Annotated in this window: 18 protein-coding genes; 12 read left to right on the forward strand and 6 right to left on the reverse strand. The window is 66.6% G+C overall.

Annotated features, from left to right (window positions below; all coding sequences use genetic code 11):
- The first annotated feature begins 549 nt into the window (after positions 1-549).
- The 3 genes from LQG66_RS06650 to LQG66_RS06660 all read left to right on the forward strand — a co-directional run bounded on the left by LQG66_RS06650 (position 550) and on the right by LQG66_RS06660 (position 3787).
- Positions 550-2646, forward strand: coding sequence for a YncE family protein (locus tag LQG66_RS06650; protein ID WP_231324635.1), 2097 nt, complete (start codon positions 550-552; stop codon positions 2644-2646).
- Positions 2647-2685: 39 nt separating this feature from the next.
- Positions 2686-2871: a hypothetical protein gene (locus LQG66_RS06655; protein ID WP_231324638.1), complete on the forward strand. Its 186-nt coding sequence runs from the start codon at positions 2686-2688 to the stop codon at positions 2869-2871.
- Positions 2872-3127: 256 nt separating this feature from the next.
- Positions 3128-3787, forward strand: coding sequence for a hypothetical protein (locus LQG66_RS06660; protein WP_231327712.1), 660 nt, complete (start codon positions 3128-3130; stop codon positions 3785-3787).
- Between the two features lie 185 nt (positions 3788-3972).
- Here LQG66_RS06660 and LQG66_RS06665 read toward each other — a convergent pair whose 3' ends face one another.
- Positions 3973-4968 carry an alpha/beta hydrolase gene (locus tag LQG66_RS06665; protein WP_231324640.1) on the reverse strand — a complete coding sequence of 332 codons (996 nt, stop codon included), beginning with the start codon at positions 4966-4968 and terminating at the stop codon, positions 3973-3975.
- Positions 4969-4974: 6 nt separating this feature from the next.
- Positions 4975-5907 carry an MBL fold metallo-hydrolase gene (locus tag LQG66_RS06670; protein WP_231324641.1) on the reverse strand — a complete coding sequence of 311 codons (933 nt, stop codon included), beginning with the start codon at positions 5905-5907 and terminating at the stop codon, positions 4975-4977.
- 84 nt (positions 5908-5991) lie between these two features.
- Between LQG66_RS06670 and LQG66_RS06675 the strand changes: the two genes are divergently transcribed.
- The 5 genes from LQG66_RS06675 (at position 5992) to LQG66_RS06695 (ending at position 10774) form a co-directional block, all read left to right on the forward strand.
- A complete protein-coding gene (locus LQG66_RS06675; protein ID WP_231324643.1) occupies positions 5992-6945 on the forward strand; it encodes a LysR family transcriptional regulator in 954 nt (317 codons plus the stop codon).
- Positions 6946-6954: 9 nt separating this feature from the next.
- Positions 6955-7764, forward strand: a complete 810-nt coding sequence (locus LQG66_RS06680; protein ID WP_231324645.1) for an alpha/beta fold hydrolase — start codon at positions 6955-6957, stop codon at positions 7762-7764.
- Positions 7765-7940: 176 nt separating this feature from the next.
- Positions 7941-9152, forward strand: coding sequence for a molybdopterin molybdotransferase MoeA (locus tag LQG66_RS06685; protein ID WP_231324647.1), 1212 nt, complete (start codon positions 7941-7943; stop codon positions 9150-9152).
- A gap of 214 nt (positions 9153-9366) precedes the next feature.
- Positions 9367-10065, forward strand: a complete 699-nt coding sequence (lexA, locus tag LQG66_RS06690; RefSeq protein ID WP_172109545.1) for a transcriptional repressor LexA — start codon at positions 9367-9369, stop codon at positions 10063-10065.
- A gap of 268 nt (positions 10066-10333) precedes the next feature.
- Complete coding sequence (locus LQG66_RS06695; protein ID WP_231324650.1) at positions 10334-10774, forward strand: hypothetical protein; 441 nt, start codon at positions 10334-10336, stop codon at positions 10772-10774.
- Between the two features lie 23 nt (positions 10775-10797).
- On the opposite strand, the gene LQG66_RS06700 is transcribed toward LQG66_RS06695, so the two are convergent.
- Complete coding sequence (locus tag LQG66_RS06700; RefSeq protein ID WP_231324652.1) at positions 10798-13086, reverse strand: ComEC/Rec2 family competence protein; 2289 nt, start codon at positions 13084-13086, stop codon at positions 10798-10800.
- Between the two features lie 143 nt (positions 13087-13229).
- Between LQG66_RS06700 and LQG66_RS06705 the strand changes: the two genes are divergently transcribed.
- Positions 13230-13442, forward strand: coding sequence for a hypothetical protein (locus tag LQG66_RS06705; RefSeq protein ID WP_231324654.1), 213 nt, complete (start codon positions 13230-13232; stop codon positions 13440-13442).
- A gap of 31 nt (positions 13443-13473) precedes the next feature.
- Here LQG66_RS06705 and LQG66_RS06710 read toward each other — a convergent pair whose 3' ends face one another.
- Entirely contained in the window at positions 13474-15159 is a 1686-nt protein-coding gene (locus tag LQG66_RS06710) for a glutamine--tRNA ligase/YqeY domain fusion protein (protein ID WP_231324656.1), read from the reverse strand.
- 135 nt (positions 15160-15294) lie between these two features.
- Here LQG66_RS06710 and gltX point away from each other — a divergent pair, with 135 nt between their 5' ends.
- The 3 genes from gltX to LQG66_RS06725 all read left to right on the forward strand — a co-directional run bounded on the left by gltX (position 15295) and on the right by LQG66_RS06725 (position 19395).
- Complete coding sequence (gene gltX / locus LQG66_RS06715; protein WP_231324658.1) at positions 15295-16719, forward strand: glutamate--tRNA ligase; 1425 nt, start codon at positions 15295-15297, stop codon at positions 16717-16719.
- A gap of 139 nt (positions 16720-16858) precedes the next feature.
- On the forward strand, positions 16859-18163 hold the full coding sequence (gltA, locus tag LQG66_RS06720) for a citrate synthase (protein ID WP_231324660.1): 1305 nt from the start codon (positions 16859-16861) through the stop codon (positions 18161-18163).
- A 176-nt stretch (positions 18164-18339) separates the two neighbouring features.
- Positions 18340-19395 (forward strand): MerR family transcriptional regulator, encoded by a 1056-nt coding sequence (locus LQG66_RS06725; RefSeq protein ID WP_231324662.1) that lies wholly within the window; start codon positions 18340-18342, stop codon positions 19393-19395.
- Positions 19396-19417: 22 nt separating this feature from the next.
- On the opposite strand, the gene lpxB is transcribed toward LQG66_RS06725, so the two are convergent.
- Together lpxB and LQG66_RS06735 are read right to left on the reverse strand one after the other, a co-directional pair.
- A complete protein-coding gene (gene lpxB / locus LQG66_RS06730; protein WP_231324664.1) occupies positions 19418-20611 on the reverse strand; it encodes a lipid-A-disaccharide synthase in 1194 nt (397 codons plus the stop codon).
- Positions 20608-21465 (reverse strand): LpxI family protein, encoded by an 858-nt coding sequence (locus LQG66_RS06735; protein WP_231324667.1) that lies wholly within the window; start codon positions 21463-21465, stop codon positions 20608-20610. The genes lpxB and LQG66_RS06735 overlap by 4 nt, the downstream gene beginning before the upstream one ends.
- Position 21466 lies beyond the last annotated feature (1 nt).

Below are 21466 nucleotides of genomic sequence, written 5' to 3' on the forward strand. Positions count from 1 at the left end.
ACAGGTTCAGCCGAACATCCGGCATTCCCTGCGCGATGGCTTTACGACTTATACGTACTCTCCCCGGGGACCGGGCTTTTTTGCCCCCGTCACCAGCGGATCATCACCGCCGGCTTGGCATCAGCGTCGGGATGCCAGGACCATACGACTTCGCCGTGCGCGACCGGTCGTTCGTCGGCATGATCGGATCATGCTGCGACCGGCTGCGCCCACCGCGTCCCGCGCTCCACGTTCGTGACGATCGCGAAGCGCCCCTCCTATCGAGCACGGGACCAAATCAACATAGCACCGTTTCTGAAAATTAGAAAGTGAAAAATATCGATCATGCGGTCCGACGTTTCGACGTGGCACCTGTTGAGTGACTTGCAGACCCTCCCCAAGTGCGTCCCCAAGTGCGTCGCCCGCGATCCGCACGAACGCTCAAATCCGCGGACAATGCCGCACATGGCCGGACAGATCAGCCGATGAGTTGTGGCCGAATGCGCTGGTTTGTCGAACATGCCGCTTGTCCGATGGCGGTGCCGACCGCTGATGTCGGACGGCGTGGCAATGACCACGATCTCAGCCGCGAGTTTCGTGATGATCAACCGCGATGATCTTCCAGTGCGCGACCTTTCGCCTGCAGGGCGCAGCAACCAAGGTCTGCGGCCCATCACCTGGTCGACCTGGTTCGCCTGGATTGCCGTGGCGGCGCTCGTTCCGGTCTGCAGCACCGTGGCGGCCACGGCTCTCTTGAAGATCGTCGCGCGCGACGCAGCGTATCGCGAGCTGATCATGAGGGGCCTCCTGATCCTCGCAGGCGTCGCACTGTTGACCCCGCCCGTGCTGCAAGCACTCGTCTTGAAGAGCGTGCTGCCGCGGTTCAGCATCGTGCTTTGGCTTTTCGGCCTCCTGATCTCCATCCTGTTGTGGCTGATGCTCGAATATGGTCGCGAAAGCTACGGACCAGTCCTTTTCGGATCACGCCTCGCGCCGAGCGTTCAGCTGAAACTCGCGGCGATGTCCCTGCATTCGGATGGACCGCTCACGATGATGCAGATCGTGGGGCTGCCTTGGGGACCGCTCCTGCTCTGGACGGCAGTGGCCGGCGCTATGACATCATTTGTTCCTTCCTGGATCATCGGTGAGGCATCAGGGCTGCGCGGCGCCACGCGGCTCGTGCTGTTCGCCTCGGTCCTCGGGGCGTGCGTGGCGTCAATCGCCGAGCAGCTGACGACGTTGCACGCCCATCGTTACGCTATCGACGACTGGGCCTTGAACGGCCTGTCATGGCCTGAGCGTCTCGACAAGCTGACGGTCCGTGCGGGTCTCGGCGCCGTCTGGGGCGCAACGACTGCGATCCCCGTCGTCGCGATGAGCAACCGACGGGCAAATGGGCCCGGAACCATCTTTGCCTTGCATCGCGCCGGAGGTCTGGTGTTGCTGCTGACGGCTCCGCTTCTGATCGCGATGCTGGCACCGTTCGTCGGATACCTCGCAGGCCGAAACGGCATCATGGCCGGCGCTCCCGAGCTCCGCAGGGCGTTGTCGATTGCGCCGTCGCACGACCGCTCGCAGGGCGAGCCGATCATCAGCTATTCCCACGACGTTGCGCTGCTGCTGGGACCTTGGCCTGATGCAGCGATTGCGCCTGACGGACAGACGGCAATCGTGCGCGATGCCGATCACGCGTTGCGACTGGTCGATCTCGCGACGGGGCGCCCCACCCGACAGCTCGCTGATGCGCTCCAACCATCGGAACGCCATCATCTGGCGTGGAGTCCCGATGGACATTACCTGGCCTTACGCAGCAATGGCGCGACACTGGCCATTCCCGATACCCGCTATGAGACGCGCCTGAGCCGCATTCGGCTCTATACGTGGCCGGACCTGAGCTCGGCCGGAGAGTTTTCGGACCAGCAGCCCCGCTGCAGCGAATCCTTCGTCAAAGATCCGTTGTTGTTCTCTGCCGACGGCAAGAGCGTCTGGCTGGCGTGCGATCCCCCCACGACGCCTCAGCCGGGCGACGTCATGGCGCTGCGGCTCGAGGTGCCGACACTGCGGGTCGGAGATATCGCGTATTTCGGCGCAGCCGCCGACAGCGGCGTACTGCGCGGGTTGAAGCGCGTTGAAAGCACCGTGTGGGCCTGGCAGCTTCCGGAGCCTCACCTGCCCTTCCGCATCCACGATCTGACGAGGCGGCGCGAGGTCGTTGCCGTCTCACCTCCACCGGAACTGACCAGAGGTCTGACGGCCCAATTTGCCGACATCGATCGCGACGATACGGCCAGATTGAAATACTGTGGCGTACCGGCCACCGCTCCGGTCAGCACGGGACCTTTGTCCTGGATCTGTCGGATACTCATCGTCGACACCAGGACTGGCGCCCTCATCGGACACGAAGACGAGCCGAACAATCTGGCACTGGACCCGGCAAACGTGCGGCTGAAACGCGTGATCTCCGGCCATGGGCTGCGCATCGAAGCACTTTGGCAAATCACCAGCAAAGGCGGCGAGCTGGTCGTGCGCGACGAAGCGACCGGACGTGAGCGGCAGCGCATCGCATCGATCGCCCAGCGTCCGCTGCAGATGTCCGATGACGGCCGCTGGCTCATGACCTCGACCATCTACGGCAGCAGTTTGCGGCTGTATCGCCTGCGCCCCTGACTGTCGCCGGTGTTGGCACGTCTCGTCGCATGGATGCTGATGGTGCGTCTGTTCATGCTGTTTCCGGCCGCGCCGGTCGATGCTCCCAGCGCGCGGCAAAACGCAGTCCACGACCGCGACCGACACGCTTGGCATATCGTTGCGGTGACGTCTCTGGCGCTCGTCCCGATCGCGGGGTTGATCATGATAGGCCCGTCGGTGCTCTCCTTGGTTGGCTCCCCCTGATACACACGCACGCTGGCTGGCGTCGGCCTGCTCGTCGCAGAGGTCCTGCCGTGATACTGGTCCCGATGGTGATCGCTCCGCGCCTGTATCGGGCGGTCGGCGAAAGGTTGAATGTCCTGCCGCAAGGCTGAGCCGGCCTGCGGCGTGCTGCAACGGTGGGAGACCTATGAACCTCGACATCATCTCCCTGCGCGACCGGCCCGACCTCATACGGCGCGTGTTCTCGGCCGAGCTGAACAACGTCTGGCCCGAGTTCATGCGGCAGGACCGGACGGCGATGTTGTATTATGACCAGCCGGTGTTCGATCACTACGCGGACTGCGCGTTCGCGGCGCTCGCCGGCGACGAGGTGGTCGGGCGCGCGTTCGCCATTCCGTTCGCGTTCGGCATCGAAGGCCGTGTGGAGCTGCCGGACTCGGGCTGGGACGAGGTGATCCGCTGGGGGCACGAGGATCGCATGCTGGGGCGGCGGCCGACAACGATGAGCGCGCTGGAGATCGCACTGCTGCCGAGGGCGCGCGTGCCGGGCAGCTCGCTCGTGATGCTCGCCGCGCTGAAGGGATGTGCGCGAGCGAAAGGCTTTGCCGAGCTTTACGCGCCGGTGCGCCCTAACCAGAAGCATCTGCAGCCGCGGATGCCGATGCATGCCTATCTCGGTCAGCGGCGCGCCGACGGGACGCTTTCAGATTCCTGGCTGCGGACGCATCTCGGCATCGGCGGCGAGATCGTCAAGATCGCGCCGTGCTCGATGACGATCGTCGGCACCTGCGCCGAGTGGTCAGAACGGACGGACGTGACGCTCGATCGCTCGGGCGAGATCGAGATCCCTGGCGCCCTGGTGCCGCTGCTCGCTTCGATCGAGCACGACCATGCAGCCTATGTCGAACCCAATGTATGGATTCGACATCCGGTCTAGGGGACGGCACGACCGGCCGTCTGGACCATCAGCTTAGTCCAATCACATCATCGTCGGCCGAGCGCGGCTCGCAACCGCGGTGGCGAGCCGAGTTGATCCCGTCGTCTTCCGGCATGCCGCCGTGTGTGGCCGCACCGTGTGGCGCCCGCAGATTTGCGCGGCAGGTTGAAAGGGCAAAGCTGCTATCAGCTCGCCGGAGCGACGCGTTCATTCAGAAACCCGATCACCGCATCGAACGCCTGCTGCCGATTCCGTTCCATGAGAACCATGTGGGTGCCCTGCCCGATCTCGACCAGTCGCTTGTACGGCGCGCTCGCCAGGCGCACGAACAGGTCGTGCGCCATGTCGAAACGGACATCGACGTCCCACTCCGCAGCGAGCACGAGAACCGGACAGGCAATCGCGCCGGGATCATAGAACGGATTGTCCGCGGTCCAATGCACGCGCACGTCCTGCACCGCACCGGACGGCGCGCGGATCGTGTCAGGGTGCGGCGAGTCCGGATCGGTCGCCAAGGCCGCCTTCTCCCAGATCTCAAACCAGCCGTCAGGGATCAGGTCGTGTCGGGCATGCTCCGGGGCCGCGCCGCGCCATGCGGCCTCGAACGCGCGCGGGCTGACGATCCGGTACGCGCCGAGCGGTCCGCCGGCATCGATGCGCAGCGGCTCTTTGGACAGCCAAAGCGGCGTCACCAGGATCAGCTTCTCGATCTTTGCGCTCGCGGCGCTCGCAAACGCGCCCGCAATGGTGGCGCCCCAGGACATGCCGAGCACGTTGACGCTGACAATCTCGCGGTCCCGGCAGATGAAGTCGACAGCAGCGGCGAAATCCTGGACGGCGGTTCGCGCCGTCACCACTGGCGCGCCCTCCTCAGGCGCCCGCGACATGTCCGGCGGCCGGCTGGAGCCGCCATAGCCGCGCGCGTCGACGGCCCAGACGTCGTAGCCGGCCTGCGCCAGCACATCCATGAAGGACGCGCCGGCCACGGCAACATCGAACAGGCTTGCGGACGAGAAGGTCGCGCCGTGCATCATCACGAGCGTGCGCTCGGCCGAGAAGCGTGGCAGATCGGCGAGGCGCTTGTTGATGAGATGAATCTTCACATCGGACTCGGGGCCGGCAATCAGCCGGCTCTCGGACACGATGCGCGGTGAGGACGAGACGTTTTTGATCATGGTCATGTCAGCTCAAACGAAGTGCCACGCGAACCGGTCGCCGTCGCGGCTGATGCGCCCGGCCGAGGACTCGGCGAAGTGGGTGGTGAACACGAGGGATCCGGTCTCCGCGGCGTGGTCCATCGCCCATCGGCGCGAGCGCCGCGCCGCCTCCGGGAATTCGCAATAGACCGAGTTCCAGTCCGGACGCGCGACCTGCAGCGGATGATGCATCACGTCACCCCAGAACAGCGCGCGCTCGCCGCGCGAGGTGAGACTGATGCAGGCGTGATCGATGCTGTGACCGGGACTACGCACGAAGCGAAAGCCGTCGACGACCTCCGAGCCGTCGATCACGATCTCCCGCACGAGGCCCGCCTCGACGATCGGCAACACGCTGTCTTCGTAGACCCCGGCCAGCGGTGGATGCAGCATCGGGCCGAGCCTGGCGGCATCTCTGATCGCGGCATCCGAGCCGTCGCCGGCCGATAATGCCGCCAGATAGGCGCGCTCGCGGCCGGAAAAAACGTACCGTGCGTTCGGAAACGCCGGCACCCAATGGCCATCCACGAGGTGCGTATTCCAGCCCACATGATCGGCGTGCAAGTGCGTCATCAGGACGAGGTCGACATCGCCGGGGCCGACGCCCGCGGCCCGCAGCCGATCAAGAAAAGGCTCGTTCAAGTGGTGCAGGACGGCAGCACCGGGCCGCTCCTTGTCGTTGCCGGTGGCCGTGTCGATCAGGATCACCCGCCCCGGCGTCCGCACCAGCCAGCTGTGGATGCTGAGGCGCAACGATCCCGTCCGCGGATCGACCGATCCCGGCCCAAACCCGCCGCGTTCCCGGGCGATGCTGTCGGGGTCGATGCCCGGAAAGAGAAATTCACCGTCGACCGCATCAAGGCCGATTTCGAAGATCTTGGTGACGGTGGCGTCCCCGACGCGATGGGTCGTGATGTCCTGCATGTCTGGCGGCCTCGATCCGAACGATGATCTTGTCTCGGCCGAGATCTACGACTAGGTCTTACATTCCTCAAATCGATCCAACTCATGCAGTCCATCGACCACTTCGATCTTCGTTCCTTCGACCTGAACCTGCTGGTCGCGTTCGACGCGCTGATGCAGGAACGCAGCGTCACGCGCGCAGCCGCGCGTCTCAAGGTCGGGCAGCCGGCGATGAGCCATTCGCTATCGACGCTTCGCGTGCTGCTGCAGGACGAGCTGTTCGTCCGCGTCGGCACCGTGATGCAGCCGACACCGCGGGCTGCGGTGCTCGCAGGGCCGGTTCGAGCTGCGTTGGGGCAGATGCAGACCGCGTTGCACGCCACACCCGAGTTCGACCCGGCGACCGAGCAGCGCACCATCCGCTTCGGCTTTTCCAGCGAGGTGGAGCTGCTGCTGATCCCCGAGCTCACGGCGGTGCTGCGTCGATCGGCACCAGGATTGAGGCTTCTCAGCCGACCGACGGAGCGCAACGAGGCGCACCGACTGCTCGACGAGGGAGCCCTGGATGTCGCGGTCGGCTGCTTCGAGGCCGTCGCGCAGCGGCACAGATCTCAATTGCTGTTCGAGCAGGCGCTGAGCTGCGTCTACAATCCAAAGCACATCGCGGTGAAAACGCCGATCGGCCTTGCCGACTATCTGTCACTCCCGCACGCGCTGGTGACGCTGACCAACAGCCTGCAGGGCTGCCTGGAGGCAGCGCTCGATGAGATCGAGACCGAGCTCAACGTGGTCTCGGCCTCCTCGGAATTCCTGAGCGTGCTGGCGACGGTGGCCGCCTCACCCGTGATCACGACGATACCGACCCGGATGGCAAGGCTCTACGGGCCGCGCTTCGGGCTGACGCTCTGTCCCACGCCGTTGAAGCTGCGGCTGCCGGCGGTCTCGATGGTCTGGCCGCTGCAGCTCGATCGTGACGCAGCCTCGGTCTGGCTGAGAAACGCGGTCGCGGATATCCTGCACACGACCGAGCGCGCCGCCTGTCGCGCCACTGCAGGATAGCGCTTCGAGATGAGCTCTCTCCATCACATCATGTCCGGCCGCGCGCGGCTCGCAGCCGAGGTGGCGGGCCGCGGTGATCCCGTCGTGTTCCTGCATGCCGCCGTGTTCGACCGCAGCATGTGGCGGGCGCAGATGGTGGGCATAGCGAAGACCCACACGGCCATCGCCTATGATCGGCGCGGCTTCGGCGAGACGGTCGCCGATGGGAAAGATCATTCCCCGGTGGCTGATCTGCTTGCCGTCATCGATGCGCTCGCCGAGGGCGGGCCGGCAACGCTGGTCGCCTGCTCGCAGGGCGGCCGCATCGCGTTCGATTTCGCGCTTCGCTATCCGTCTCGAGTCAACGCGCTCGTGCTGATCGCGCCCTCCATCAGCGGCGCACCGGAGCCGGTGTACCCGCCTGCGATCGAGGCGTTGATGGCTGCGCTCGCCGCCGCCGAGTCGGCCCGCGATTGGGATCGGGTGAGCAGCATCAAGGCGCATCTCTGGGTCGACGGCCCGCTGCAGCGCGAGGGCCGTGTCTCGGGCGGGCTCCGGCAGATGTTTCTGGAGAAGAACGCAGCTGCGCTGCGTGCGCCCGCGGCGGGTGCGAACCTCGACGTGACAGCCGCCTTCGCGCAGCTCGGCGACATCGCCGCGCCGTCACGCGTGATCTGGGGCGACCTGGACTTTCCTCATATTCAGGAGCGAAGCCGCCTGATCGCAGCAGAGATGCCGAACGGATCGGGTCACGAGCTGACCGGAACGGCGCACCTGCCGAGCCTGGAGCGGCCGCACGAGGTGACCGAGCTGATCGCAGGGTTTCTCGCCGGATCGTGAGACCCGTGCCGCAACGGCGAGCCCCCGGCAGCCCCAACTGGCGGAGTCGCGCAGGTACGGCGGATCCGGCAGGCGTCGATGAACTGGCGGCAGACCGTTACGGCTTGGCCGCACCGCGCGCATTCGGTTAGAAGGCTGGTCTTTCGACTCGTTCGTCTCCGTCCGAAGGAACTCCCATGGCCCTGATGCCGGTGTCCGATGCGTTGGCCGCGGTGCTCGCGGGCGCCGCGCCGCTGCCTGAGGAACTGGTGGCCCTGGATGAGGCCCATCACCGGGTGCTGGCGCGCGACCTGGCGGCGCTGCGGACGCAGCCGCCCGAGGCGATGTCGGCGATGGACGGCTATGCGGTGCGGACGGCCGATGCCGATCGCGTCAAGGCGCGGCTGAAGGTGATCGGCGAGGTCGCTGCCGGCCGGCCGTTCGATCGCGCCCTCGGCCCCGGCGAGGCCGCCCGCATCTTCACCGGCGGCGTCGTGCCCGACGGCGCCGACGCCGTCGTGATCCAGGAGGACACGGTCGCCGACGGCGACCACGTCGTGATCACGGAAGCCGCGATCAAGGGCCGCCACATCCGCCCGGCCGGCGTCGACTTCAAGCAAGGCATGGTGCTGCTCGAGGGCGGCCGCCGGCTCAGCGACCGCGACCTGTCGCTGGCCGCCAGCATGAACCACCCGGCCCTGCCGGTCCGGCGCCGGCCGAAGGTGGCGCTGCTCGCCACCGGCGACGAGCTGGTGATGCCGGGCTCGACGCCGGGCCCGGGCCAGATCGTCTATTCCAACGGTTATGCCCTGCGCGCGCTGGTGCGCAGCGAGGGTGCGATAGCAGTCGATCTCGGCATTGCCGCGGATACGCTTGCCGCCACCGTCGCTGGCATCCGCCGCGCCCGCGAGGCCGAGGCCGACATCCTGATCACCACCGGCGGCGCCTCGGTCGGCGACCACGACCTGGTCAAGCAGGCGCTCGACGCCGAGGGCGTCGACATGGCGTTCTGGAAGATCGCGATGCGGCCGGGCAAGCCGATGATGCACGGCCGGCTCGGCGGCGTCAGGGTGATCGGACTGCCGGGCAATCCGGTCTCGTCCTATGTCTGCGCCATGCTGTTCCTGGTGCCGCTGATTCGCCGCCTGCTCGGCCGCGCGCAGCTTCATCTGCCGCGCGAGACCGCGCTGCTCGGCCGCGAGCTCGGCGCCAACGACGTGCGCGAGGACTATCTGCGGGCGCGCCTCGAGGAGCGTCCCGACGGCACCCTGATCGCGACCCCCGTGACCCAGCAGGACTCCTCGTTGCTGGGGAATCTCGCGCTGTCCCAGGCGCTTGTGATCCGTCCGGCGTTTGCGCCCAAGGCTGCGGCTGGCAGCCGTTGCGAGATCATGCGCCTGCCGGACTGAGCCCGCGGTCCCCCCGGCAAAGCCCGGCCTGTTCATCATAATTTAAGGATTGCGGAACACACATCGAACATATAGTGTCCGTTCATGATTTGTTTTTAGTATGTTGCGGGCGCCGCGAATTACGGATCGTCCGACATCCATGCGCTCACGGACTCTTCGCCAAGATTCAGAGCCTACGGATTTCAGACGACATCAAACTGGGGACCAAGTCGAGATGCTGACGCGCAAACAGTACGAACTTCTGCGGTTCATCAACGAACGGCTCAAGGAAGCCGGCGTGCCGCCGTCCTTCGACGAGATGAAGGATGCGCTCGACCTGCGCTCGAAGTCCGGCATCCACCGCCTGATCACCGCGCTGGAAGAGCGCGGCTTCATTCGGCGGCTGCCTAATCGCGCTCGCGCCATCGAGGTGATCAAGCTGCCCGAGCTGTCGCAGGCCGCCAACAACCGCCGCGGCTTCACGCCGTCGGTGATCGAAGGCAATCTCGGCAAGGTGCGAACCTCGACACCTGCGCTCGACGATGGCGAACGCCCCGTGGCGGTGCCGGTGATGGGCCGCATCGCCGCAGGTACGCCGATCGAGGCGCTGCAGACCCGCAGCCACACGATCAGCGTGCCTGCCGACATGCTCGGCAATGGTGATCACTATGCGCTCGAGGTGCGCGGTGATTCGATGGTCGATGCCGGCATCCTCGACGGTGACATGGCGCTGATCCAGCGCAACGAGACCGCCGACACCGGCGACATCGTGGTGGCGCTGATCGACGACGAGGAGGCGACGTTGAAGCGCTTCCGCCGCCGCGGTGCTTCGATCGCGCTGGAGCCTGCCAATACCGCCTATGAGGTGCGCATCCTGCCGCCCAACCGGGTGAAGATCCAGGGCAAGCTGGTCGGACTCTACCGCAAATACTGACGCGCATCGCAACGTCGCGCACGCGATCTGCGATCGCGGCGCGGACTCCTGCGTCTGGAAGCGATCATCGCTCTGCGAAATGCACCGAAGGATGTGCAACGCGGCATACTCAAACGCTTGTGATCGTGCGCGACGGCACGCCGCGCAGATCAGCGCAGAATTGCCGCGAAGCACGCGCTAACATCACCATCGATGTCCACTCTGATAGAGGCCTGCGCCTGTCCGGGGGGAAGCGTGGGTCGGCTATCTCTCAACGAGGAGCGATCCGATGTGTGACTACAGCCTCCATGCCGTTGCGTCCCGCCCCGCCAAAGTGGGCGAGACGCTGGTGTCGACGATGTTCCGCGGCACCGCGACCCGCGGCTTCGCCTCGGAAAGCGAGCCGAACGTCGCGGTCTGCATGCTGCCCGGCACCGAGCTCGCCTTTGCCGAGGATGTCCGCTACGACAGCCGCTGGCTGTGGACCCGGACGATCCGCGAGCGCGTCGCCAAGTTCAACGCGATCGAGAAGCACATTCCGGATCGCCACCACGATGCCATCGAGTTCGCCGACGGCCGCCATGTGCTGGTGACGCAGCTCTGCGAAGGCCAGCGCGTCACCGTGCTGCAACTGCCGGTCACCAGGCAGCCGGCCGAGCGCCGCCCCGATGTCGTCGAGGGGACCGGTTCGAATCCGACCACGCCGATACGCCGCATCAGCATCACGTGAGCTGATCGCGTCTGCGGGATGAACTAATCCTCCACGCCCTGCTCCAGCTCCGGCGGCGTGGCGTCCTGCACGCGTGCCGATGGCGCTCGCGGCGCCAGCGTCGGTTCGAATTCGACCGCCTCCGACGGCGCCGGCCACCATGGGCGGTCGGTGCCAACGGCGCGCGCGGGGGTGACAACAAAGTCGTTGCCGTGCCGCGTCAGCATCAGCGTGCCCTGCTGCTGCAGGCGCTGGCGATCGACCACGGCGGCCGCGCAGGAGACTGGCGCCGGACGCGCGGTCACGACCAGCGCGGCGCGCGCGCAATCGTCCGCGACTGCGTCGGGGCGCAGCGCCATCGCGACGAAGCGGCCGTCCGCCGACGCTGCGACGCAGCCGGCCTCATCGCAGGACACGCCGTCGCCGAGCGATGAATCGGCCGGTGCGCGCGCATCGGCATCGGCGGCGAGCCATTCCTTGACGACGAAGACGTCCTTGCCGGTGCGCATCACATGCAGCCGTCCGTCGCCGCCGCGCACCGCGACGGCGCGCCCGTCACCCGAGATCAGGATATCCGGCAGCGGCGTTGCGCCCGCCCAGACCGTCGCCACCGCCAGCACGACGGCGCCCGACCAGCGCAATGGCGTGCGCAGCAGCCCGAACAGAATGAGCCCGAGACTGGCCAGGACCATCGGCCCGATGCCGAACGCCGTGATGCGCCCAACCGCGCCGGGCAAGGCCGCAACCCACCGCGTCACCGCGATCATCCAGTCGATGCCCCAGCCCATCAGCGACCAGAACGGGCCGTCGAGGCCGAACGGCGCCGCCAGCAGGCCGAGCAGGCCTGCCGGCATCACCAGCGCCGAGACCACCGGCATCGCTGCGAGATTGGCCAGCACGCCATAGGGCGTGATGCGGTGGAAGTGGAACGCGGCATAGGGCGTGGTCGCCAGTCCCGCCACCAGCGAGGCCATCAGCAGCATCGCGATCTCGCGCCCGCCCCACAGCGCGATGCGCTGCGTCGCCGAACTGTCGGGTGTCGCCAGCAGCCGCGGCAGCCCGAACTGCACCAGCGCGACGAGGCCGAGCGTGGCCGCAAAGGACATCTGGAAACTCGGATGCACCAGCGCCTCCGGTGCCGCGACCAGCACGATCATCGCGGCCACCGCGAGCGTGCGAAAGGTGATGGCGCGGCGATCGACCATGACCGCGATCAGCACCACCGCCGTCATGAAGAACGACCTCTGGGTCGCGACCTCCGCGCCCGACAGCAGCAGATAGAAGGCGGCCGCGACCAGCGCCGCCGCAGCCGCCCATTTCTTGATCGGGTGGCTCACCGTCAGGCCCGGAATCAGCGCGAGCAGCGCCCGCATCGCGAAGAACACCACGCCGGCGACCACCGCCATGTGATAGCCGGAGATCGACAGCACGTGGCCGAGGCCGGAGATGAACATCGCGTCGTTCACGTCCGGTGTGATGGCATCGCGCCGCCCGGTCAGGAGCGCGGTCGCGATCGCGCGCTCATCGCCACCGAGACGCGCGCGGATGCGCGCATCGATCGTATCGCGCAAACCCTGCATGATCGCGGCATAGCGCAGGCCGGGCCCCGCGGCCTGCGGCGGCGCCACCGTGGTGATCGCCCCGGTCACGAAGCCGGAGGCACCGATGCCCTGGAAGAAGATGTCGCGGGCGAAATCGTAGGAGCCGGGACGCACCGGCGCGAGCGGCGGCAGCAGCCGCGCCTTCAGCTGCACGAAGCTGCCGACCTCCGGCGCCGCCCCCTTGCGCACGGCAAGCCGGACGCGCGCGAGCGTGATCGCATTGCGCTGGCTTTCCATCGACGCCACGCGCAGCACGATGCGGTCGCTGCGTTCGCGGATGTCGCGCGCCTCGACGAAGCCTGACAGGGACACGCCATAGAGCGGTCGCGCCAGCACCGGATGCGCCACGTGCGCGGTCCTGACGGTCGCCGCGGCAAAGCCGGACGCCGCGGCAGCGATCATCACCGCGGCCGGAAACAGCGGATGCCGCCGCATCAGCACGGCGACGGCGCAGAGCACCACGGCCACCGCGGCGCTCGCCCACAGCACGGGTTCGTGATCAGCAGAGAAATACAGCGCGATGCCGGCGCCGAAGGCGACGGGCACCCAGGGCAGCAGCCGCCCCGCCCCGGCCTCGGCGCGAACCCAGTCCTGCAGCCGCGTCGCAAATGAGGGCCACAGCGCAGGGCCGGCCACGAGCGCGCCGCCCGACGCGCCGCGCGGCGGCCAGACATCCGCCATCGCGCCCGCGATCCCGCGCCTTCGCCCCGGCGGCCTGACCGGCTCCGCCATCCGACCACACCACCCGCTACCCAACCGGACCCGAAGGCTACCGGAAGCTGCGAGATCCCGGCTAGCGGAACGGAACGGGAATCCCGGGCCTGTCCCTGCCGCCGGGCATAGGAACTTTCACGCCGGCCGTCGCTTGTCGGGGAATGGACGATCACACCGATGATGACCCGTTCGCCGATCTCGCGCTCGAGAAGGCGATCCACCTGCGCTGGACACTGCGCGACATCAAGGCTCACCGGCTGGCGATGTCGCCGGTCGACGACGAGGACCTCGCCCTGCTGACCGAGCGCGGCCTCGTCGATGTCAGCGACGGCGTGCCGACACTGACCGAGGCCGGGCTCGATGCGATCAACTGAGACGTGATCGCACCGCCGTCTCAGTTCGCCGTCAGCCTTTGGCGACTTCCTTGGCGAAGGTATCGCGCAGGCCGATGGTGCGGTTGAACACCAGGCTGTCGGGCGTCGAGTCGGCATCGCGCACGAAGTAGCCCTGCCGCTCGAACTGCATCGGCGCATCCGAATCGCTCTCGGCGATCGCCGGCTCGATGCGCGCGTCCGTCAATACTTCGAGCGAGTTCGGATTGAGGTCGGCGGTGAAGTCGGCCGCGTTCGGGCTCGGATTGGCGAACAGCTGATTGTAGATGCGGATCTCTGCGGTACGCGACTGCGCCGCCGGCAGCCAATGCATCGTCGCCTTGACCTTGCGGCCATCGGGCGCGTTGCCGCCCCTCGTCGCGGGATCATAGGTACAACGCAGCTCGACGATCTCGCCGGCATCGTTCTTGACGACGTCGCGGCACTTGATGAAGTAGGCATAACGCAGCCGTACCTCGTTGCCGGGCGACAGGCGGAAGAACTTCTTCGGCGGGGTCTCCATGAAGTCGTCCTGCTCGATATAGAGCTCGCGGCCGAAGGCGATCTTGCGCGTGCCGGCTGCGGGATCGTCGGGATGGTTGATCGCCTCGAGCTCCTCGACCTGGCCTTCCGGATAGTTCTCGATCACGACCTTCAGCGGCCGCAGCACCGCCATGCGGCGCAGCGCCGTGCGATTCAGCTCTTCCCGAATGCAGAATTCGAGCATGCCGACATCGACGATGCTGTTGGCCTTGGCGATGCCGATGCGCTTGATGAATTCGCGCACCGCCGCCGGCGGCACGCCGCGCCGCTTCAATCCGGCGACGGTCGGCATCCGCGGATCGTTCCAGCCGGAGACGTGGCCGTCCTGCACCAGCCGCGTCAGCACGCGCTTGGACAGCAGCGTGTAGGTCAGGTTGAGCCGCGCAAACTCATACTGGTGCGGATGCGACGGCACCGGCAGCTTGTCCAGGAACCAGTCATAGAGCGGCCGGTGATCCTCGAACTCCAGCGTGCAGATCGAATGCGTGATGCCTTCGATCGCGTCGGACTGGCCGTGGGCATAATCATAGCTCGGATAGATCTTCCAGGTGTCGCCGGTGCGCGGGTGATGGGCGTGCATGATCCGGTACAGCACGGGATCGCGCAGGTTGATGTTGCCGGCGGTCATGTCGATCCTGGCGCGCAGCACGCGCGCGCCGTTCGGGAATTCGCCGGCCTTCATGCGCCGGAACAGGTCGAGATTCTCCTCGACCGTGCGGTCGCGGAACGGGCTGTTCTTGCCGGGCTCGGTGAGCGTGCCGCGCGAGAGACGAATCTCCTCCTGCGTCTGGTCGTCGACATAGGCGAGCCCGGCCTTGATCAGGCCCTCCGCCCAGTCGTAGAGCCGCTCGAAATAGTCCGAGGCGAAGAACAGGTTGTCGCCCCAGTCGTAGCCGAGCCAGCGCACATCGGCCTGGATGGAATCGATGTATTCCTGCTCTTCCCTGGTCGGATTGGTGTCGTCGAAACGAAGATTGCAGCGGCCGCCGAACTCCTGGGCGATGCCGAAGTTGAGACCGATCGACTTGGCATGGCCGATATGCAGGTAGCCGTTCGGCTCCGGAGGGAACCGGGTGACGACCGTCGTGTGCCTGCCGCTGTCGAGATCGGCCTGGACGATGTCGCGGATGAAGTCGCGCCCTGCCTCTGCCGTCGCCGCCGTGTCTGTCGTGGTCATTACGAGTGTCCTGCTCCGGAATCTGCCAGCCTATCTGCCAAATCCGCATCCCCCAAGGAAGGCTTTAGTTATGCGATAGGCCTGCTATACACCCCCCGCCCTTCACCCCCCGCCTGGATTTCGTTGCTGCCGCCCATGACCTCCCCCATCGTCACGCGCTTTGCCCCCTCCCCGACCGGTTTTCTCCACATCGGAGGCGCCCGGACGGCGCTGTTCAACTGGCTCTATGCGCGCGGCCGCGGCGGCAAGATGCTGCTCAGGATCGAAGACACCGACCGCGAGCGCTCCACCGAGGCGGCGATCGACGCCATCCTTGATGGGCTGAAATGGCTCGAGCTCGATTGGGACGGCGACGTCATCTACCAATATAGCCGCGCCGCGCGCCATCGCGAGATCGCCGAGCAGCTGCTCGCCAGCGGCATGGCCTATCGCTGCTATGCCACGGCGGAAGAATTGACCGCCATGCGCGAGAAGGCGCGCGCCGAAGGGCGCACCCGGCTCTATGACGGCATGTGGCGCGACCGTGATACGAAAGAGGCCGCCGCCGGCGTCAAGCCGACGATCCGCCTGCGCGCGCCGCTGACCGGCGAGACCGTGATCGAGGACCAAGTCCAGGGCCGCGTGGTCTGGCAGAACGAGAACCTCGACGACCTCGTGCTGCTGCGAGGCGATGGCAACCCCACCTACATGCTGGCGGTCGTCGTCGACGACCACGACATGGGCGTCACCCACGTCATCCGTGGCGACGACCACCTGATCAACGCCGCGCGTCAGAAGCAGATCTACGACGCGCTCGGCTGGTCGGTGCCGTCCATGTCGCATATCCCGCTGATTCACGGCCCCGACGGCTCGAAACTGTCGAAGCGCCACGGCGCGCTCGGTGTCGACGCCTACCGCGCGATGGGATATCTGCCGTCGGCGCTGCGCAACTACCTGGTGCGGCTCGGCTGGAGCCATGGCGACCAGGAAATCTTCTCGACCGAGGAGATGATCAAGGCGTTCGATCTGCCGGCGATCGGCCGCTCGGCCGCACGCTTCGACTTCGCCAAGCTCGAGAATTTGAACGGCCACACCATCCGCCACACCGACGATGCGGCGCTGGTTCGCCAGTTCGAGGACGTGCTGAATTACGTGCCGAACGGGGCGGCATTGAAAGCCAAGCTCAACGACACCACGCGCGCGCAGCTGACGCAGGCGATGCCGAGCCTGAAGGAGCGCGCCAAGACGCTGCTGGAGCTGATCGACGGCGCCGCCTTCATCTTCGCCGATCGGCCGCTTCCCATTGACGCCAAGGCCGCCGCCTTGTTGACGCCGGACAGTCGCGCCCTGATCGGCCGGCTGCATGAGGCGCTCGCCGCGGTCGAGCCGTGGAGCGGACCGGCGACGGAAGCCGCGCTGCGCGCGTTTGCCGAAGCCGGCAATCTCAAGCTGGGGGCGGTGGCGCAGCCGCTGCGCGCGGCACTGACCGGCCGGACCACCTCGCCCGGCATTTTCGACGTTTTGGCGATCTTGGGACGTGATGAATCTTTAGGCCGTCTGAAGGACCAGGCCACCTCATAAGGTCGCATTTACCCCATCTTGCAGCGCACAGGGCAATACGATACGCATTCGTGCGGCACCTCCTGGATAAAGTACACCCGCCCTGCCATCTCTCAAAAAGAACAAGGGCCAAGCCTAACGATCGCATCGGGGACAAACGATGGACGCAAACTCCACAAGCAAGACCGCGACCCTCACCGTCGGCAACAAGAATTTCGATCTTCCGATCCTGAGCGGCACGGTGGGCCCCGACGTCATCGACATCGGCAAGCTCTACGCCCAGGCCGGGATGTTCACCTATGACCCCGGTTTCACCTCCACCGGCAGCTGCCAGTCCAAGATCACCTATATCGACGGTGACGCCGGCATCCTGGAATACCGCGGCTACCCGATCGAGCAGCTCGCCGAGAAGGGTGACTTCCTCGAGACCTGCTATCTCCTGCTCTACGGAGAGCTCCCCACCAAGGCCCAGAAGCAGGATTTCGACTATCGCGTGACCCATCACACGATGGTGCACGAGCAGATGGCCCGGTTCTTCCAGGGCTTCCGCCGTGACGCCCACCCGATGGCGGTCATGGTCGCCTCGGTCGGCGCGCTCGCCGCCTTCTACCACGACTCCACCGACATCAACGATCCGAAGCAGCGCATGATCGCGTCGATGCGGATGATCGCCAAGATCCCGACCTTGGCGGCGATGGCCTACAAGTACACGATCGGCCAGCCCTTCGTGTATCCGAAGAACTCGCTGTCGTTCACCGAGAACTTCCTGCACATGTGCTTCGCGGTGCCGTGCGAGGAGTATAAGCCGAACCCGGTGCTCGCCGACGCGCTCGACAAGATCTTCATCCTGCACGCCGACCACGAGCAGAACGCCTCGACCTCGACGGTGCGCATCGCGGGCTCGTCGGGCGCCAACCCGTTCGCCTGCATCGCAGCCGGCATCGCTTGCCTGTGGGGTCCGGCGCATGGCGGCGCCAACGAGGCCGCGCTCAACATGCTGGCCCAGATCGGCACCGTCGACAAGATCCCGGACTTCATCGCCAAGGTGAAGGACAAGAACAGCGACGTGCGCCTGATGGGCTTCGGCCATCGCGTCTACAAGAACTACGATCCGCGCGCCAAGATCATGCAGAAGATGTGTCACGCGGTGCTGAAGGAGACCGGCCACGCCGACGATCAGATGCTGAAGGTCGCGCTGGAGCTGGAGAAGATCGCGCTCAGCGATCAGTACTTCATCGATCGCAAGCTCTATCCGAACGTCGACTTCTACTCGGGCATCACCTTGAAGGCGATGGGCTTCCCGATGTCGATGTTCACCGTGCTGTTCGCTGTCGCCCGCACCGTCGGCTGGATCAGCCAGTGGAGCGAGATGATCGAGGATCCGCAGCAGAAGATCGGCCGTCCGCGCCAGCTCTACACCGGCGTCGCGACCCGCGATTACGTCGACATGGACAAGCGCGGCTGAGTCGGACGTCACTGCAAACCTGCATCAGACCCGCCCAGTCGCCTGGGCGGGTCTTTTTCGTCGTACCCTCATTGAGCCGTGCGCCATTTCGTCTACATCAACCGCAAAGCCCATTGACCCGTCCCCAGGGGCAGCCCCGATAAGAGGTTACGAACATCGCGCCCAGGAGATGAATCGTGAGCCCTCGCGTCCGGCATCTGCGTCCATCCGAGCTGGCACGACAGCTCGGGATTTCCGCCAAGGCCCTTCGCCTCTATGAGCAGCGCGGCCTGGTCGCACCGGGCCGAACGCCCGCCGGGTGGCGCGCCTACGATCCCGCCCAGATCGACCGGGTCACCGACATCGTCGCATTACGCGGGTTCGGGCTCAGCCTTTCCCAGATCGAACAACTGTTGAAGGGACAATCGAAGGGACTCGGGCCGGTGCTGACGGCGCATCAGGCTGCCCTCGAAGACCGAATTGCCGTACTGGCGCAGACGCTCGAAAAGGTCCGCCGCTTCCAGCGCGGTCAGGCGGCCACCATGCAAGAGGCGCGGCGACGTGCAGCGCCCGCGACCACCTTCCAAGTCACCCTCGAATTACCCTGGCCCTGGGGCGGCGAGCCGTTCACGCTCGACGTTCGACCGCTGACCTACATCACCGGTCCGCTCGGCAGCGGCAAGACGCGGCTGGCGCTGCGCCTGGCCGAGACCTTGCCCGATGCTGCTTTTCTGGGTCTTGACCGATCATCGGACAACGCCGCAGCGGCGCACACACGCCGCGATTCAGACCCAGCTCTCAGGTTGCGTGTCGATGCGGCGATGGCCTCGCTTATCGCCGACGGCGCCACGGAGTCGGATGCCCTCCTCGCCCTGGTTGTCGCCCTGCAATGCGAACGCCCGGCCGTTCTGGTGATCGACCTGGTGGAGCAAGGGCTCGATGCGGTGACGCAGAAGTCCGTCGGCGCGCACCTCCGGCAGCTGGCGGGCACTGCAGGACCGCGCGCGCTGGTCCTGCTGACGCGCTCATCGGCGATGCTCGACCTGTCCGCAGTCGGGCCGGATGAAACGATCATCCTTTGCCCGGCCAACCACAGTCCACCGATTCAGGTCGTGCCTCATCCAAGCGCTCCCGGCTACGAGGCGCTCGCCACCTGCCTCGCCGCGCCAGAGGTGCGCGCACGCACCGAAGGAACGATCGCCTGGCGTCCGGTGTCGGAGCACGATCGGGAACAACGAAACGCCTCGTGGTGACAGCCCTCGAGCGGCCAACTCATCAGCCCGGTCGTCGTCCCCCACGCATCGTCGCCAGCACGATGTCGGCGGCGCGCACGCTCGGTGAGGCCGTGCCCGTCGACATGATCGTGTCGAGGCGATCGAACGCGTCGACCTGCCGCGCGCGCACCGGGCCGTCGCTCAAGAGATCGACCAGCACGGGCGCGAGATTGTCGGCGGTGCAGGCTTCCTGAAGGAATTCCGGGATCACGTTCTCGCCGATCACGAGATTGGCGAGAATGACCGACTGCACGTTGACGATCCGCCGCAGAATGAAGGCTTCGACATCGCCGACGCGATAGGCGGTGACCATCGGCACGCCCGAAAGCGCAAGCTCCAGGGTCACGGTGCCCGACTTGGCGAGCGCTGCGCGGGCGCTCCTGAACGCAGCGCGTTTCTCGGCCTCGCCCATGATGATTTGCGGCGGGACCGGCCAGTCCGCGACGCCTGCCCTGACCGCGGCTTCCAGATGCGGCATGGTCGGCAGCACCGCCTCGAACGCGACGCCTTGCGCGCGCAGCCGCGCCAAGGTCTCGCCGAACACGCCAATGTGCCGTGCCACCTCGCTGCGGCGGCTGCCCGGCAGCACCAGCAGCATCGGCGGCCCGGCATCACGGCGCGCCTGCTCCGCCGCGTTGGGACGCAGGCTCGCAAGCTGCTCGATCAGGGGATGGCCAACATAGGTGCAGGGCGGGCCGCCGAGCTTGCGAAACGCCTCCGGCTCGAACGGCAGCAGGCCCAGCACGTGGTCGACATAGGAGTGCATCGCCCGCGCGCGGCCGGGGCGCCAGGCCCACACCGTCGGCGCGACGTAGTTGACGATCGGAATTGCGGGATCGCGAGCACGAACTCGCTTCGCCACGCGCTGGGTGAAGTCGGGACTGTCGATGATGACGAGCACGTCGGGCTGGGCCGCAACGATCGCGTCGACCGTGCCGCGGATCAGGCGCAGGATCTTCGGCAGTTGCTTCAGCACGCCGGTGAAGCCGACGATCGAGAGCTCCTCGATCGGGAACAGCGAAACGAGCCCCTCGCGCGCCATGCCGCGACCGCCGACGCCGGAGAACTCGACCCCATCGCCCAGCCGCTGCCGCAGCACCTTCATCAGGCTGGCGCCGAGGCGGTCACCGGACTCTTCGGTCGCGACAAGGCAGATCCTGCGGATGGCCGGACCAGCCGGAGGCCGCGCCGTCACGCAGCGACGCCCATGATGAACACCCCGGCGCGATCGGCTGTCGAAACCGTTTCCTGCGGATCGGCAAGCAGCGTATGGCCGGCGGCAACGGCGACCCCAGCGAGGCCCGCAGCTGCAAGGCCCTCGACGGTGCGCGGGCCGATGGTCGGCAGATCGTAGCGCAGATCCTGACCGGCCTTCGGCGCCTTGACCAGCACGCCGCGCCCGGCAGCGGCGCGAATGCGGCGATCGGCGCGCAAGCGCGCCACGCGCGTCAGCAGCCCATCGGTGCCCTCGATATCCTCGAGCGCCACGACGTGGCCATCGATCACGACCACCGCCTGCCCGACATCGAACGGCGCCATGGCCCGCAGCACCGCAAGCCCCTTCGCAATGTCCCCGCTCACCAGGTCGGTCGGCCCGCTCCGCGTCAGCCGCCCGTCGGGAACGAGCAGATTGGGGGCGACGTCCTTGACGCCGATCATATGGAAGCCGTGGCGCTCGAAGATGCGGCCGACGCCCGACAGGAGATGATCATCGCCGCCACGAAACGCCGACCAGATATAGGGCAGCTCGCGCAGCGTTCCCCAATCGATCCGGATCTCCGACACCGCGGGACGAACGAGATTGCCGATGAACATCAGGTCGTGACAGCCCTCGGCCTTGAGCAGCTTGAGGGCATTGCCGAGCTGGCCGAGTCCGATCCAGTGATGACGAAAGCGCGCCAGCGGCTTCGGATCGCAGATGCCCTTCAGCGCGAACAGCACGGGCGTCTGGCCGCGTGCGACGATCGCGTCGGCGACCGCGAACGGCAGCACCCCACCCGCGGCGATCATACCGATCGGCGGAGCGGTCTCGGCGGCCTGCGCACCCATG

It is taken from the genome of Bradyrhizobium ontarionense (assembly GCF_021088345.1).
GTDB classification, from domain to species: Bacteria; Pseudomonadota; Alphaproteobacteria; order Rhizobiales; family Xanthobacteraceae; genus Bradyrhizobium; species Bradyrhizobium ontarionense.